This window comes from Ralstonia pickettii (assembly GCF_030582395.1).
Taxonomy (GTDB): domain Bacteria; phylum Pseudomonadota; class Gammaproteobacteria; order Burkholderiales; family Burkholderiaceae; genus Ralstonia; species Ralstonia pickettii_D.
In genome coordinates this window covers 513,951-528,823 of the sequence record NZ_CP104382.1, presented here as the reverse complement: position 1 = coordinate 528,823, position 14,873 = coordinate 513,951, and the positions used below count along the sequence as shown (strand labels likewise).

Annotated in this window: 10 protein-coding genes; 4 read left to right on the top strand and 6 right to left on the bottom strand. The window is 65.0% G+C overall.

Translation table 11 applies throughout. The annotated features are described in order from the left end of the window. The first annotated feature begins 191 nt into the window (after nucleotides 1-191). Entirely contained in the window at nucleotides 192-1,634 is a 1,443-nt protein-coding gene (locus N5B55_RS19165) for a bifunctional diguanylate cyclase/phosphodiesterase (RefSeq protein ID WP_304541230.1), read from the top strand. A gap of 58 nt (nucleotides 1,635-1,692) precedes the next feature. Here the strand turns inward: N5B55_RS19165 and N5B55_RS19160 are convergent, their stop codons facing one another. Then, complete coding sequence (locus tag N5B55_RS19160; protein WP_065854500.1) at nucleotides 1,693-3,261, bottom strand: methyl-accepting chemotaxis protein; 1,569 nt, start codon at nucleotides 3,259-3,261, stop codon at nucleotides 1,693-1,695. 290 nt (nucleotides 3,262-3,551) lie between these two features. Between N5B55_RS19160 and N5B55_RS19155 the strand changes: the two genes are divergently transcribed. Further along, nucleotides 3,552-3,692: an entericidin A/B family lipoprotein gene (locus N5B55_RS19155; RefSeq protein WP_009240575.1), complete on the top strand. Its 141-nt coding sequence runs from the start codon at nucleotides 3,552-3,554 to the stop codon at nucleotides 3,690-3,692. Nucleotides 3,693-3,770: 78 nt separating this feature from the next. Here the strand turns inward: N5B55_RS19155 and N5B55_RS19150 are convergent, their stop codons facing one another. Next, nucleotides 3,771-5,498: a phospholipase D family protein gene (locus N5B55_RS19150; RefSeq protein WP_304541225.1), complete on the bottom strand. Its 1,728-nt coding sequence runs from the start codon at nucleotides 5,496-5,498 to the stop codon at nucleotides 3,771-3,773. Nucleotides 5,499-5,681: 183 nt separating this feature from the next. Between N5B55_RS19150 and cls the strand changes: the two genes are divergently transcribed. Together cls and N5B55_RS19140 are read left to right on the top strand one after the other, a co-directional pair. Further along, entirely contained in the window at nucleotides 5,682-7,115 is a 1,434-nt protein-coding gene (gene cls, locus N5B55_RS19145; protein ID WP_065854496.1) for a cardiolipin synthase, read from the top strand. 92 nt (nucleotides 7,116-7,207) lie between these two features. Beyond that, nucleotides 7,208-8,470, top strand: a complete 1,263-nt coding sequence (locus tag N5B55_RS19140; RefSeq protein WP_304541222.1) for an MFS transporter — start codon at nucleotides 7,208-7,210, stop codon at nucleotides 8,468-8,470. Between the two features lie 56 nt (nucleotides 8,471-8,526). Here N5B55_RS19140 and N5B55_RS19135 read toward each other — a convergent pair whose 3' ends face one another. From N5B55_RS19135 to N5B55_RS19120, 4 genes are all read right to left on the bottom strand, one after another. Next, on the bottom strand, nucleotides 8,527-9,894 hold the full coding sequence (locus N5B55_RS19135) for an MATE family efflux transporter (RefSeq protein ID WP_304541221.1): 1,368 nt from the start codon (nucleotides 9,892-9,894) through the stop codon (nucleotides 8,527-8,529). Then, on the bottom strand, nucleotides 9,891-10,505 hold the full coding sequence (locus N5B55_RS19130) for a DUF2239 family protein (protein ID WP_304541219.1): 615 nt from the start codon (nucleotides 10,503-10,505) through the stop codon (nucleotides 9,891-9,893). Before N5B55_RS19130 ends, N5B55_RS19135 begins: the two co-directional genes overlap by 4 nt. 109 nt (nucleotides 10,506-10,614) lie before the next feature. Next, nucleotides 10,615-13,356: a nitrate reductase gene (locus N5B55_RS19125; RefSeq protein ID WP_304541217.1), complete on the bottom strand. Its 2,742-nt coding sequence runs from the start codon at nucleotides 13,354-13,356 to the stop codon at nucleotides 10,615-10,617. 290 nt (nucleotides 13,357-13,646) lie between these two features. Next, the gene (locus tag N5B55_RS19120; protein WP_304541216.1) at nucleotides 13,647-14,873 is read right to left on the bottom strand and encodes an NAD(P)/FAD-dependent oxidoreductase; all 1,227 of its coding nucleotides are present in this window, start codon (nucleotides 14,871-14,873) and stop codon (nucleotides 13,647-13,649) included.

Genomic DNA, 14,873 nt, shown 5'->3' with positions numbered 1-14,873 from the left:
ATCAGAATTCACTACTGTTAAATATTAAAATTATTTGCCTGATCCGCACGAAAACATGCTGCGAACCGGCCAGCATGGCCGACTTTCAGCTTATGATGCCGCAGGCTTGCCTGTGACAAAGTTATACAATTGACCGCGCATCCAGCGCACGCATTTCCTTTTCAAAGGCATTTGCAGGACGATCCCCATTTATGAGCCGCGCAAGGTCTGCCGCGCCATCGAGTCTGGATCCGATCTCGGGATTACCGGACCGCGAACGATTCGTCCAGTTGCTGGCTGCCATGCCGCGGCCCACACGTCAGGATGCAGTCGGCGCTCTGCTGCTGATCGGCTTCGACCATTTTGCCGAGGCGACCAACACACTCGGGCCATTGGCGGCGCGAGAGGTCATCGTCGAATGTGCATCGCGGCTTGAAGCGCTGAGCGTGCCTGCTGCGAACGGCATCGCGCCCATCGTCGGGCGCATCGGCCCTGAAACCTTTGCTGTCGCGTGCGCAGATTTCGTCTCGGCGCAGGATGTGCACGATCTCGCGCGGCGCATTTCGGCGGCGCTTACACGCCCCTTCATCACGCACGGTTACGAGCTCGTTTGCTCGTGCAGCATCGGCATGACGCTTTTCGAGAGCATGCCCTCCGACGCGGCGCGGCTCATTGAACAGGCCGACCGTGCACTCTACGGTGTGCAGCAGGGTGCCGAACAAAGCCCCGCGCTGTATGCGCCTGCGGCCATGCCCCCACGCACAGGGGGCATCACTGGCGCGACGGACGATACAGGCGATGCGGGCTCCAGCAACGGATACGACGCCATCGCCGAGCATCCGCGTCTGGCTGCGCAACTGCGCCATGCGCTTGCGCGCCGCCAGTTCAGCCTGAACCTGCAACCGCAACTGAGCCTGACCGACGGACGGATCGTCGGCTACGAGTTTTTGCTGCGCTGGATCTCTCCGGAATTGGGCGGCGTGGCACCGGCCGATTTTCTGCCGATCCTGGAACAGACCGGCGACATTCGCCAGGTAGGCCATTGGGTGCTCGACAACGCCGCGCAAATGCTGGCCGGGCTGCTGCGCGAAGAATCGCAGCGGGCGGGACGCAGCAGCCGGCATCAGCCGTGCGTGCATGCCGCCGTCAATCTGTCGGTTGCCCAATTGCTGGATCCGCAATTGAGCGATGTGGTGCGCGAGATTGCCGCGCGCCACGCGGTGCCGACCACGCGTCTCGTCTTCGAGATATCGGAACATACGCTGCACCGGGCCAGCGGCGCCGCGAAAAAGGCGGTGGAAGCGCTGCACGCCTGTGGCGCGCGCGTGGCGGTTGAGGACTTTGGTGCCACTGCGCACAGCCTCGATTGCCTGGCAACGTTTCGCCCCGATCAGGTCAAGCTTGACCAGGCGGTCGTCAACGCCGTGACCAACGCGAGCGATCACACCATGTTGCAACGCCTCGTGACTGCCGCGCATGATGCAGGCGTGCCCGTCACCGCCACGCGCGTGGAAACCGCCGCGCAACTCGACGCATTGCGCGCCTGCCGGTGCGACGTGATCCAGGGCTACCTGCTATCGCAGCCCTTCCCGGCCCGCTGGATCGACGACACACAAGACGTGATTGCCGAGCGCGCGCGCGATCTGATGCCGTAAAGGAAAATGCCCTCCCACCTGTCAGGCAGAAGGGCATTGGTGTTGGCGCCCGCGCTGCTTATGCGTGTTCGACGCGGAAGACCGCCACCGCGCTGCGCAGCGCCTCCGCTTGCTCTTCCAGCGATTCCGCGGCTGCCGCAGCTTGCTCGACCAGCGCGGCGTTCTGCTGCGTTACCTGATCCATCTGCGTCACGGCCTGGTTGACCTGCTCGATGCCGCTGCTCTGCTCTTCCGACGCAGCGCTGATCTCGCCCATGATGTCGGTCACGCGGCGCACGGCCACCACCACCTCCTCGATCACAGTGCCGGCTTCGGCCACCAGGGTCGAGCCGTTTTGCACACGGCCCACCGAATCGCCAATCAGCTCCTTGATTTCCTTGGCCGCGGTGGCGCTGCGCTGCGCGAGGCTGCGCACCTCACCGGCAACGACGGCAAAACCGCGCCCCTGCTCGCCTGCGCGTGCGGCTTCCACTGCGGCATTCAGCGCCAGAATGTTGGTCTGGAACGCGATGCCTTCGATCACGCCGATGATGTCGGCGATCTTGCGGCTGCTTTCGTTGATGCCGGCCATCGTGTCCACCACACGGCCCACCACTTCCCCGCCCTTGACGGCGATGTCGGAGGCGTTGACCGCCAGCGTGCTCGCCTGGCGCGCGTTGTCGGCGTTCTGCTTCACGATGCTGGTCAGCTCCTCCATGCTCGACGCCGTTTCTTCCAGCGATGAAGCCTGTTGCTCCGTGCGCTGCGAGAGGTCGGCATTGCCAGCCGCAATCTGCTTGGTGGCGCTGGCGATCGAATCCGAGCCCGTGCGCACTTGCCCGATGATCTGTTGCAAGCTCGTCTGCATGGACGACACAGCATGCATGAGGCGCGCGGTTTCATCGCGGCGGCCTGCGGCGGTCTGGCCTTCCAGCCGCGTGGCGAGATCGCCCGATGCCATGCGCTCGAACACCTGGATGGCGCGTTCCAACGGACGCACCACCGTGCGGCCGAGCACGCCCCGCGCGACGATCGACAGCACCAGCGCGGCGGCCAGCAAGCCCCCCGAAATCCAGATGCTCATCGCGTAGCGCGCTTGGGAATGGTCGAAGCGTTGCTGGCCGTATTTGAAGCGCGCGCCGACCAGCGGCCCGAGCGCCGTGTCGTAATCGACAAAGAGCTTCGGCACCAGGTTCGTGTTCAACTCGCGGTATGTGGTGAGGTCGCTGCGCTCCAGAGCCGCAATGGCCGGCTCCAGCGCGGTCTTGACGAACTTGGTGCGGGCGGCGTCGGCGGCTTGCAACTGGGCGCGGTCGGCGTCCGGAATCGGCAGCTTCATGAACTGCGACCAGGCATCGTTGGCCGAGTTGACCATGGTGTGCGCATCGGCCAGCAGCTTCTTGAGTTCTTCAGGCGAAGACACCGAATCGAAATTGGTCAGGTGGATGCGCGCCCACAGCAGGTTGATGGTGTCTTTTGCCAGCAGATCCAACCCCTTGGCATCTTCCAGATACACCGCGCGCAAATCGTCATTGGTCGCCCGGCCGGTGGTGATACCGGCAAAGCCCACCACGGCAACCATCACTGCAAATACCGCGACCAGAAACGTCAGCCGCGTGCGAATGCTTGTGTCCATCCACTTCCACATGTGTTTTCCCCTGCATCGTTGGGCCGCGTGGCGCCGAGACTCTTTTCCAGCGCCACTCTTCCGGCACCCTGTTCACTCCCAACAGTGCTAACGGCAGCGGACGGAAGAAATAGAGGGCAGCGGCCCGAATGTCCGGGATGCGCCGCAAGTGATATGCAAGGCGATAAAAAAGATGCGGCCGACGCACGCCACGTGCGCGGGGTCGCACTAAAATGCGGGTTACGCCACCGGCCTGGTGGTACTCACGCGAACATCGTGCGGGATACCGCACGGCTCACAAGGGGATCGAGATGAAGAAGCTGATCGCACTGCTAGCACTGGGCTGCGCCGTTCTGGCGGGCTGCAACACGATGGCAGGCATGGGCAAGGACATCCAGACGGGTGGCCAGAAGCTGGAAAACGCTGCTGACAACACCAAGCAGAAGATGTAATGAGGCAACGGCCGGGCAACCCCTGGCCAGAGCTGCAAAACGCCGCCCTTTGCGGCGTTTTTTCTTTTTGGGCCCCCTCTACAGCAGCTCTTCCGGGGTAAACGGCGCCAGCATCTGGATCCACGTCCGGCGGCCCAGGCCGACCTCGGGCTCGTGATCGACGACGACCTTCTTGCCGTTCTGATGCGTGGTCCAGCGCAGCTGGCCATCTTCCTTGGTGACCCGATAGGCACTTTCGCTTACCGAGTCGTCAAAGAGCTTGGCCACCGCTTCCGACAGCATCGGGCTGCGAATGATCAGACCAGTTTCGGTATTCAACCCGATGGAGCGCGGGTCGACGTTCATTGACCCGACAAACAGCGTGCTGCGGTCCACCACGATCGATTTCACATGCAGGCTCGCCTGCGAGGAACGGAACGTGCCGAACATCTTTGGCCGATCGCCCAGCGTCGGACGGAGTTCGTACAGTTCAACACCGTCGTCGACCAGCTCGCCACGATATTTCGCATAGCCGACATGCACAATGGGCGCGTCGGTCGCCGCCAGGGAGTTGGTCAGCACGCGCAGGCGCACGCCGCGCTCCTCCAAATGCTTGGCCACCTCAACACCACGCTTGCCTGGCACGAAATAGGGCGAGATCAACACCACCTCGCGCCGGGCATCGTCAATCATGTGCAGGAGCGTCTGGGCAAGGCGTTCGCCGCCCGGTTCCACCTTGTCGCCCGACACCTTTGCCGGACGGTCGACGATCACCTGCGCGGGTGCCCACTCCAGGCGCAGCCGGCCCCGGGCGATCTGATCGGCAAGGAACCAGTCACGCGGGGCAGGCTTGAGCGGCAAAGGTTCTTCCGGCGCGGGGCTGACGAGGTCGGTCTGGTTGCGACGTTGCTCAACTTGCGAGACCACCTGGCCCGATGACGGCTCGCTCGAACCCGAACCGGTGACGATCGGCTGGGTCGGCACGTCGATATGCTGCGGCGCACCCTCCGGGCGACGCGGCATTGTCACCGGCGGCGGATAGTTACCCTCTTTTTGCTCGGGCGGATGCGCGGCAGTCGGCTCGGGCGCCAACGCCTGCACCGGATAGGCGAATTCGCTGTTCCAGTAGGCATCGAACGCCGACGACAATTGCCGCACCGCGGGCCCCGCGGCCAGCACGTCGAGATCCACAAAGTTGGTGGTCTGATTTTGCGTGAAATACTCGGCGCCCAGATTGCGCCCGCCTGTCACGGCCAGCGCGTTGTCGGCAATGAAGGCCTTGTTGTGCATGCGCCGGTTGACGCGGCGGAACTCGGCCGCGCCGCTCAGATACCGCGTCAGATTCGACATCCGCCCGCCCGGAAACGGGTTGAACAGGCGTACATCGATGTTCTTGTGCGACGAGAACTTGAGGAACGCGAGATCACGCCCGTCGCTGTGCAGGTCGTCAACCAGCATGCGCACACGCACGCCGCGCTCGGCAGCCGCCAACACATGACGCATCAATTCGCGCACGCTGTTGTCGCTTTCGATGATGAAGTACTGCAAGTCCAGGGTGCGTTCTGCCCGGTCGGCCAGTGTGAGCAGCGTGGCGTAGGCTTCTTCCCCCGACGGAATGAGCCGGAAGCCCGACACATCCGCCGACGGCGCATTCGTCTGCGCAAGCCGCCCAAGCGACGTGGCCGACTCGGCGTTCGGCAGCGCCGTCGTGACGGGGCGATCCACGTGCTCCGGCAGGCTGACGCAGCCGCTCAGCAGCGCGATGGCCAAGCAGGTGAACCAGGCGCGCAGAGACGCGGTCGGGTGGTTCCTTGGGTGCCCTTGCATGTTCGATGTCATGGTGAAGACGGGGGCGACAGGACGTCGACTTCACACCAGCATGGCGCGTGCCTGAGCCCGCCGCGCCACCAGACTACGCGAGAAGACAGCCGCGGCAATATCCGTGTTTGTCCGACGCCACCTGGGGCGTGTCAAAATGGCCCCAGGTGTGTCCTCCTCCCTGGGCTCTTGATGCTGACCAACACCACGGCATTTGCCGCCTTTCTCTTTGTTGTGCACTGCGTGGGCGTGCTCGCGGCCATGCATGCCGTGCTGACCGTGCGGACATCCCAGGGCGCCATCGCCTGGGCCATTTCACTGGTCACGCTGCCGGAATTCACGCTGATCCCGTATCTGATCTTCGGGCGAAGCACCTTTGCGGGCTATGTGGATGCGCGGCGCTTTCACAACGCCCGCCTGCGCGAAATCACCCTCTCCGACGACTGGCGCCGACTGCGCGACCACGAATCGAGCGTGGTCGCGCCGCAGCACACCTGCATGCAGGCCTTGCCGCGCCTGACCGGCACGCCTTGCCTGGCGCGGAATCGCGTGCGGCTGCTCGTCAACGGCGCAGAGACCTTCGATGCCATCTTTGCGGCCATTGCGCAGGCGCGCCGGGTGCTGATCGTGCAGTTCTTCATCGTGCACGATGACACGCTTGGCCGCCGACTCGCCGAACTGCTGCTCGATCGGGCGCGGGCCGGGGTGCGCGTCTACTTTCTTTTCGACAGCATCGGCTGCCACGCGCTGCCTCGCCGCTATGTGCAGCGGCTCATTGAAGGCGGCGTACACGCCAAGCCGTTCTCCACCCATGCCGGGTTCGTCAACCGCTTCCAACTCAATTTCCGCAACCACCGCAAGCTCGTGGTGGTGGACGGCGAGCGCGCTTACGTGGGCGGTCACAACGTCGGCAACGAGTACATGGGCGAAAAGCCGCCGCTTGCTCCGTGGCGCGACACGCATATCGAGATCGTCGGTGCCGCCGTGATGGACCTGCAGCTCACCTTTGCCGAAGACTGGTACTGGGCTGCCCGCGAAGTGCCGCAACTGATCGTGCCCGAGCTGCGCCCCGAAGAAGACATGGTTTGCCAGGTGGTCGCCAGCGGCCCGGCCGACAAGCAGGAAACCTGCTCGCTGTTCTTCATGGAGGCCATTCAGTCGGCGCGCAAGCGGCTGTGGATCACGTCGCCGTACTTCATCCCGGACGAAGCCGTGTTTGCCGCGCTGCGCCTGGCGGTGCTGCGCGGGGTGGACGTGCGCATCCTGATCCCATCGCGGCCGGACCACCACATGGTGTTCCTGGCCTCCACGTTGTATGCGTATCAGGCGATTCGCGCGGGCGTGAAGATTTACCGCTACCTGCCCGGCTTCCTGCATCAGAAGGTCGTGCTGATCGACGACGAGGCCGCTGCCGTGGGCAGCGCCAACCTGGACAACCGTTCGTTCCGCCTGAACTTCGAGCTGATGATCATGACCGCCGACTCGCGCTTCGCCAACGATGTCGCGCAGATGCTCGAAGCCGATTTTTCCGAAGCCGCCCGCGTGGGCCGTGACGAATACGAACGCGCACACCCGCTGCGCCGCGTAATCATGCACGTGGCCAAGCTGTTCGCGCCCATCCTGTAGCCACCGTCACGGTTCGAATTCGCCCGCAAGAAGCGGAGCGCACGCAGACATCGGCATCCCTACCCTGAAGCAACGTTTTTCAGGAGAGTGCGATGCCCGATTTTCATCCTTCAACCGCTAACCGCCTGCCCCCGGGCTTCAACCGGCTGGCCGGCTCCAACCTGGCCGCGCAGTCGGCCGAGCAGATTGCACTGGCGGCCATGCCAATGGTTGCTGTCCTCACACTGCATGCCGACGCCAGCACGGCAAGCTGGCTGCAAGTGGCGCTCACGCTGCCGTTCGTCCTGTTTGCCATTCCTATCGGCATGCTGGCCGACCGATGGCCCAAGCGCGCCCTGATGGCCGGCGCAGAGGCGGTGCGCGCGTTGGCCTTGTTTGCTGTGGCGGGGTTGCTGGTGGCCGGGCGGCTGAACTTGGCCGCGCTCGGTGTGCTGGGCTTTGTTGCCGTGTGCGGCACGGCGGTGTTCAGTGTGGCGGCGCCTGCATTGGTGCCATCGCTCGTGCCGGCAGCAATGCTCGCGCGCGCAAACGGCCGCATCGAATTGGCGCGCACGATCGCATTTGCGTGCGGGCCGGCCATCGGCGGTGCGCTGATCGGCTGGACAGGCTCAATGGCGGCGTTCGCGCTGGCGGCGGCGCTGTCCGCCGTGGCTGCGGCGCTGATGGCTGGCGTAACCGCCCCGGCGCCCGTGGCCCGGCGCGCGGCGCATCCGCTGCAAGACATCGCCGAGGGCGCGCGATTCGTGTTTCAGCATCCGCTGCTGCGGCCGGTATTCATCACGCAATGCGTTTTTACCATGTCCTTCTTCATGGTGCTTGCCATCTTCGTTCCGTATGCGGCGCATCGGTTGAATCTTTCTGCACAGGCGATTGGGTTGACGCTCGGCATGTACGGCGCGGGCATGGTGATCGGCGCACTGCTGGCCGCGCGCATCCTCGCACGCTGGCGCTTCGGCCATGTGGTGGCAACTGGCCCGGTGTGCGGACTGGCGGGCGGCGTGCTGCTTGCGGCCACGCTATGGCAGCCTTGGCCGGTGCTGGCACAGGCGGGCTTCTTTCTGCTGGGTTGCGGACCCATTCTTTGGGTGGTGAGCACGACCACGCTGCGGCAGACGGTGACGCCACCCGCGTTGCTGGCGCGTGTATCCGCAGTGAATGTGATGTCGTATGGCGCTCGGCCGGTCGGCGCGGCAATGGCGGCGTGGCTCGCCGCACACGCCGGTGTGGGCGCGTGCCTCGTGGCGGCGGCCGCGGGCTTTGCCCTGCAGCTGCTGTGCATTGCGCAATCGCCCGCAGTGCGGTTGGTGCGTCAACCGCGTGCGGACGATGCGTCGGCCGGGCTCGAGCCTGCCTGAGCCGCATTGGCATCGCGACCACCACGCCGCCTCTCGATCAGCCGGCAGCGGTGGCGTCAAACCATGCGGCGGATGCCGAACCGCTGCGCGCGGCGGCGCCACACGAGCGCGTAATACAGCCCCTGCATCACGAACATGGCAAGGAACGCGGCCGGGTATGCAGCCCAGATGCCATCGGTGCCGATATGCCGGCTCAGCACCCAGGCCACCGGCACTTCCACCGCCGCGATGGCGAGGATGGAAATGGCCGTGGGCGCCATCACCGTGCCGCTCGAGCGCATCACGCCCGAGAACACGCTCGCCATGCCAAAGATGACCGAACTCCACAGCGAGATATGCAGCAGGCTCTGGGCAAGGCTCATCACTTCTGCGCTGGTGGTGAACCAGCCGATGACCGCGCGCGAAAACAGCAACGCCATCAGCACCAGCACACCGGTAATCGCAACGTTGAGCCACAGCCCGGTGCGCGTGATGGCATCGAGCCGCTCCGTATTGCCCGCACCGATGGCCTGCGCACCCAGGATGGACGCCGTAATCGCAATCGACATGGCGGGAAACTGCACGTAGCTGATGATCTGCGTGCCGGCGCCGTATGCGGCCGTCGCGTCGGAGCCGAAGCCGTTGACGAAGGACAGCAGCGCCAGCTCGGCAATCGAGATGACCACCAGCTGCACGCCCGTCGGCACGCCGATCTTCAGCACGGTTTTGAGCACACCCAGATCGACCCACAGATGCCGCGCCAGCACGGCGTCTGGCGCAAGCGGATGGTTGCGGCGGCGGAGGAAGAACGCGAGCCACACCAGCGCGACCGTGAACGAGATGATGGTCGCCGCGGCGCCGCTTGCCACGCCCAGTTGCGGCAAGCCGAACCAGCCGCGAATGAAGGTTGGCGTCAGCACGAGCCCGATCGCCGTCGACAGCGCGAGGGTGCGCAGCGGCGTGCGCGTATCGCCCACGCCGCGCATCATCGCCGTGGCCAGCAGATAGACGAACAGGCCCGGCATGGCATAGAGCATGACGCTGGCGTAGAGCGTGGCGTCTTGCAGGATATCGGCCGGCGTGCCGAGCCACCCCAGCAGCGCGTTGGCGAAGGGGCCGCCCAGCAGTGCCACCGCCAGCCCGACGATGAAGCCCACCGACAACGTTGTCCCGGCCACGGTCTTGACCGCCTCAGGCTTCTTGGCGCCCCACGCCTGCCCGATCAGCACCGCCGCACCGGACCCAAGCCCGATGATGAAGGCGATGAAGAAGAACAGGATCGGGAAGAACGCCGACACCGCAGCCAGCGCCTTCACGCCCAGCATGTGCCCCACATAGACGTTGTTAAGCGTGCCCGACAACGATTGCAGGATGTTAGCCAGGATCAGCGGGCCGAGAAATGCAATGAATGTTCGCCACAACGGGCGAGCAGCAGGCGCTGTCATGCAGCCTCCTGTTGAGGTTGGAATGCCCGGCTCGCCAGTTCGCGCGCAAAATCGCGCACATCGGCGGGCCAGGATTGGGTGAAGGATTCGAACGCCGTGGCATCTGCGGCAAACAAGGCGCGCGTGGCGTCTTCAAAGCGTGCGGCATTGCCGGCCAAGGCCGACATGAAGCGGTAAGCAGCCTCTTGGGCCTCGCGTCGGCGGTTTGCGCCTTCGGCGGCGCGGCGTGCGTCTTCCACCAGCTTGCGCAGGGTAACCGACGCCCCGCCCGGCTGAGCGGCCAGCCAGTCCCAGTGGCGTGGCAGCAAGGTGACCTCACGCGCAATCACGCCGAGCTTTGGGCGGCCAGGGCCACGCGGGCGGCTTTCGGGTTCAGCGGGTTGCGTGGTAGATGGCGCGGCGCGATCGAGGCGGCCAAGCACGTCTTCCACCGTGCCGCGCAAGTCGAATTCCACCGGCTGCGCGGTGGTGTTGTCGAACACCAGCACCTGCGATTCGGGGTGTGCATCGACGTGGATCTTGACGGCCCGGGCGACGTCGCGGACGGGCCCGGCGGCCAGGCGCTGCGTGCCGGCAAACGCCGTGCACGCGTAGGTTGCTGCGGCATCCATGAGAAACGCTCCTGCTGAAGTTTCAACAGGAACTCATTCTACCCGGGTTTAATTGGGTGTCAATATTACCCGGGCATAAAAGCGCTATCGCGCGCAGCGTGACGTGCAGTCACGCCGCCTGCTGCACGCGCGCCTCCATCAGCAACCGCTTCAGCTCCGGCACGCACGAGCCGCAATTGCCGCCCGCTTTCAGGCAGGCCGTGATTTCACCAGTGGATTGCAGGCCCTTGGTGCGAATCGCATCGCAGATGGTGTTGCGGCCCACGCCAAAGCAGGAGCAGACGGTCGGCCCCACATCGACGCCCGCTTCGATCGGCTGGCCGAGCAGCACGCCCGCGCGATCGACGTCTTCCAGGCGCTCTTGCGCAAACAGGCCTGCCAGCCAGTTGCGCGACGGCAGATCCGGGCGCGGTGAAAGAAACACGCAGGCTTCGATGCGGTCGTCCACCACGTGTACGGCGCGGTAGACACGCGCGGTGGCGTCTTCGTATTCAAGCCAGTCGGCGTGCGGATCGGTCACGCCAAGCAGCGCGCGCGCCCAATCGTGTACCGAGTCCAGTTGCTGCCGGCCGGCCAGCTCATAGCGCACGAATTGCTTGCCCTGAATCCGCGTCCACCACGTTGCATCGTCGGTGTCGAGTGCGCTGCGCGAGAGGACAAAGCCGTGCCACGCCACATCGAACGGCTCAACCATCACCGGCGTGTGCTTGAACTCCGGCTCGCCGGATACCGGGTCGACCACGGGATTGACGACCGCACCGACGCGCGCATCGGAAGCAAACTGGCCGTTCCAGTGGATCGGCACGAACACGCTGCCGCGCGCGATGCCGCCCGTCATGCGCACACGCGCCACCACGCTGCCCCAACGCGACGACACGCGTGCCAGGTTGCCTTCGCGCACGCCAGCCAGCAGCGCATCGTGCGGGTGCAGATCGACAAACGGTTCGGGCACGTGGTCGGCCAGCTTGGGGGCGCGACCGGTGCGCGTCATGGTGTGCCATTGGTCGCGCACGCGGCCGGTGTTCAGGATGAGCGGATAGTCGCCATCGACCGCATGCGCCGGCGCGCGCGCGGGCGTCGGCACGAAACGCGCACGACCATCGGCGTGAGCGAAATGGCCATCGCTGAAGAGGCGCGCTTCGCTGTTGCCCGACGTTGCGATGGGCCATTGCACGGGCGACATGCCGTCGTATGCTCCGGCATCGAGCCCCGCCAGGCCGCCGAGGTGGAAGGCCCGGCGAATGCCGCTTGCATCGTTCGCGTAGGCGGACAGGCGTGCGTGTTCATCAAACACATCGCCGGGGCTTTTGAAATCGAAGCCGTCGTATCCCATGCGGCGAGCGACGTCGGCGATGACGTCCCAGTCGGCGCGCGCCTCGCCGGGTGCCGGCAGAAAGGCGCGCTGGCGCGAGATGCGGCGTTCGGAGTTCGTCACCGTGCCGTCTTTCTCGCCCCAGCCGAGCGCGGGCAGCAGGATATCGGCCAGCACGGTCGTGTCGGTAGCTTCAACGATGTCGGAAGCGACGACGAGTTCGCACTTGGCCAGCGCACGGCGCGCCTGGTCCGCATCAGGCAGGCTGACCACCGGATTGGTGCCGATGATCCACACGGCCTTGACGCGCCCGTCTTCAATGGCATTGAACAGGTCGACCGCCTTGAGGCCCATCTTGTCGGCCATGCGCGGCGACGCCCAGAACGTTTGCACGAGGTCGCGATGCGACGGATCATTCAGCTCCATATGCGCGGCCAGCATGTTGGCCAGACCGCCGACTTCGCGGCCGCCCATCGCATTCGGCTGGCCGGTAATCGAAAACGGCCCCATGCCCGCGCGGCCGATACGGCCCGTGAGCAAGTGGCAGTTGATGATGCTGTTGACCTTGTCCGTGCCCGCCGTCGATTGATTCACGCCCATCGAAAACGCCGTGATGGTGCGTTCGGTATCGGCAAACCAGCTGTAGAAGGTCAGCAGATCGTCGAGCTTGAGCTTGCATGCCTTGGCGACGGCTTCAACATCGTGGCTCTCGGTGCCGGCAGCTTCCAGCGCGGCGTCCGGGCCGTTGGTATGCAGCGTGACGAAATTCCTGTCCACCACACCACGCCGCGAGAGGAACGACAGCAGGCCGTTGAACAGCCGCACATCGGTACCGGGCTTGATGGGCAGATGCAGATCGGCCAGCTCGCACGTGGCTGTGTGGCGCGGGTCGACCACCACCACTTTCATCTCGGGCCGCGCTTCCTTGGCGCGCACGATGCGCTGGAACAGGATCGGGTGGCACCACGCCGTGTTCGAGCCGACAAACACGATGAGATCCGCCATTTCCAGATCGTCATAGCAGACGGGCACGAGGTCTTCGCCAAACGCGCGCTTATGCCCCGCCACGGCCGACGACATGCACAGCCGAGAGTTCGTATCGATGTTGGCCGTGCCGATGAAGCCCTTCATCAGCTTGTTGGCGACGTAGTAGTCCTCGGTCAGGAGCTGGCCGGAGACGTAGAGCGCGACCGCATCGGGGCCGTGTTCGTCGATGATGCGGCGGAAACCCTGGCCGACGGTGTCGAGCGCGGTGTCCCAAGTCACGCGCTGCAGCGGGGCAATGGGGGCGTCGAGGTCATGCGAGCGTTGGCGGATGGCGGGATACAGGAGGCGGCCTTCTAGGCTGACGGTTTCTCCCAGCGCGGAGCCCTTCACGCACAGGCGCCCTGCGTTGGCGGGGTGCGTTGGATCGCCTTGAATGCTGACGCTGCCATCCGCCTGCGGGGTCGCGAGCACGCCGCAGCCGACGCCGCAGTAGGGGCAGGTGGTGCGTACGGCGTTCGTTGCTGGGTGGATGGGGATGGTGGTCATCGTCATTTCCGTATTGCTGTGCGTTTGTCGTGCACCCCTTGTTTCACCCCCTGCCGGGGGCGACTCACTTTCTTTGTCTTGCCAAAGAAAGTAAGCAAAGAAAGGCGCGCCCGAGATGGCGACTTCCCCTTGAATTTATGTAACCGGACGGGGAAGGAGGCAAACTCGCTTCGCTCAAACAAGCCTCCTTCCTTTTTCCGCCCGCTTACATAAATTCAAGGCGCCATCTAGGGCTTCAACGGCCACACCGGCGGCGTGCAAAGGGTGTTGCCGGTTTCGCGTCTTGCCGGTGTTCATTACGCGGCTTCCGCTTCGCAGAGCGCTCGGCCAAACAACAGGCGCTGGCGGATCGACGTGATCGGCACCTCGCGTTGGATCAGGTCGAAGTACCACGGGCCGTCTGCTACATCGCCGTAAAGGACTGCGCCGACGATACGGTCTTCCTTCAGCACCAGGCGCTTGTAGACGCCGCGGCGCGGGTCGCGCAGCACGATGTCTTCGGTGCCGTCGCCGCCGATGAAATCGCCCGCCGAATACAAGTCCACGCCGGTGACCTTCAACTTGGTGGCCGTGGCTTGCTGAACGTAGCGGCGGTGCCCGGCGCCGGCCAAGTGCGCGGCGCACACGCGGGCCTGGTCCCAGATGGGTGCAACGAGGCCGAACGTTGCGCTGCGGTGCTGCACGCATTCGCCCACGGCGTAGATGCGCGGGTCGTAGGTCTGCAGCGTGTCGTCAACGATGATGGCGCGCTCGCAATGCAGGCCGGCGGCCTTGGCCAGCTCAATATTGGGGCGGACGCCGGCAGTCATGACCACGAGGTCGGCGGGAATCTGGGTGCCGTCCTTGAAGCGCACGGCGCTCACGCGGTCGGTACCAAGCAGCTCCGCCGTGTGCGCGCCCAGCAGGAAGCGCAGGCCCTTGGCTTCCAGCGCCTTCTGCAGCAACTGCGCGGCGGGCTTGTCCAGTTGTCGCTCCATCAGCGTGTCGGGCAGGTGCACGACCGTCACATCCATGCCTTGGCGCATCAGACCGTTGGCCGCTTCGAGCCCGAGCAGGCCGCCGCCGATGACGACCGCATGCCGGTGGTTGCGCGCGGCCTCCAGCATCGTCTCCACGTCCTGGATGTCGCGGAAGGCGATCACGCCCGGCAGCAGGTGCCCCGGCACCGGCAGGATGAACGGGCGCGAGCCGGTGGCGATCAACAGGCGGTCGTAGCGCATCTCCACGCCGTCGCGTGAGCGCAGCGTGCGGCGCGGGCGGTCGATGGCGACGACCGGGTCACCGGCGTGCAACGTGATGCGGTTCTGGTCGTACCACTCACGCGTGTTGAGCATGATGTCGTCAACCTGCTTCTCCCCTGCCAGCACCGGCGAGAGCAGGATGCGGTTGTAGTTGCCGTGCGGCTCTTCGCCAAACACGGTGATGTCGTACAGGTCCGGCGCGAGCTTGAGCAATTCTTCGACCGTGCGCATGCCGGCCATTCCGTTGCCAATGACGACCAGCTTGGGGCGCGCCGACGTCAT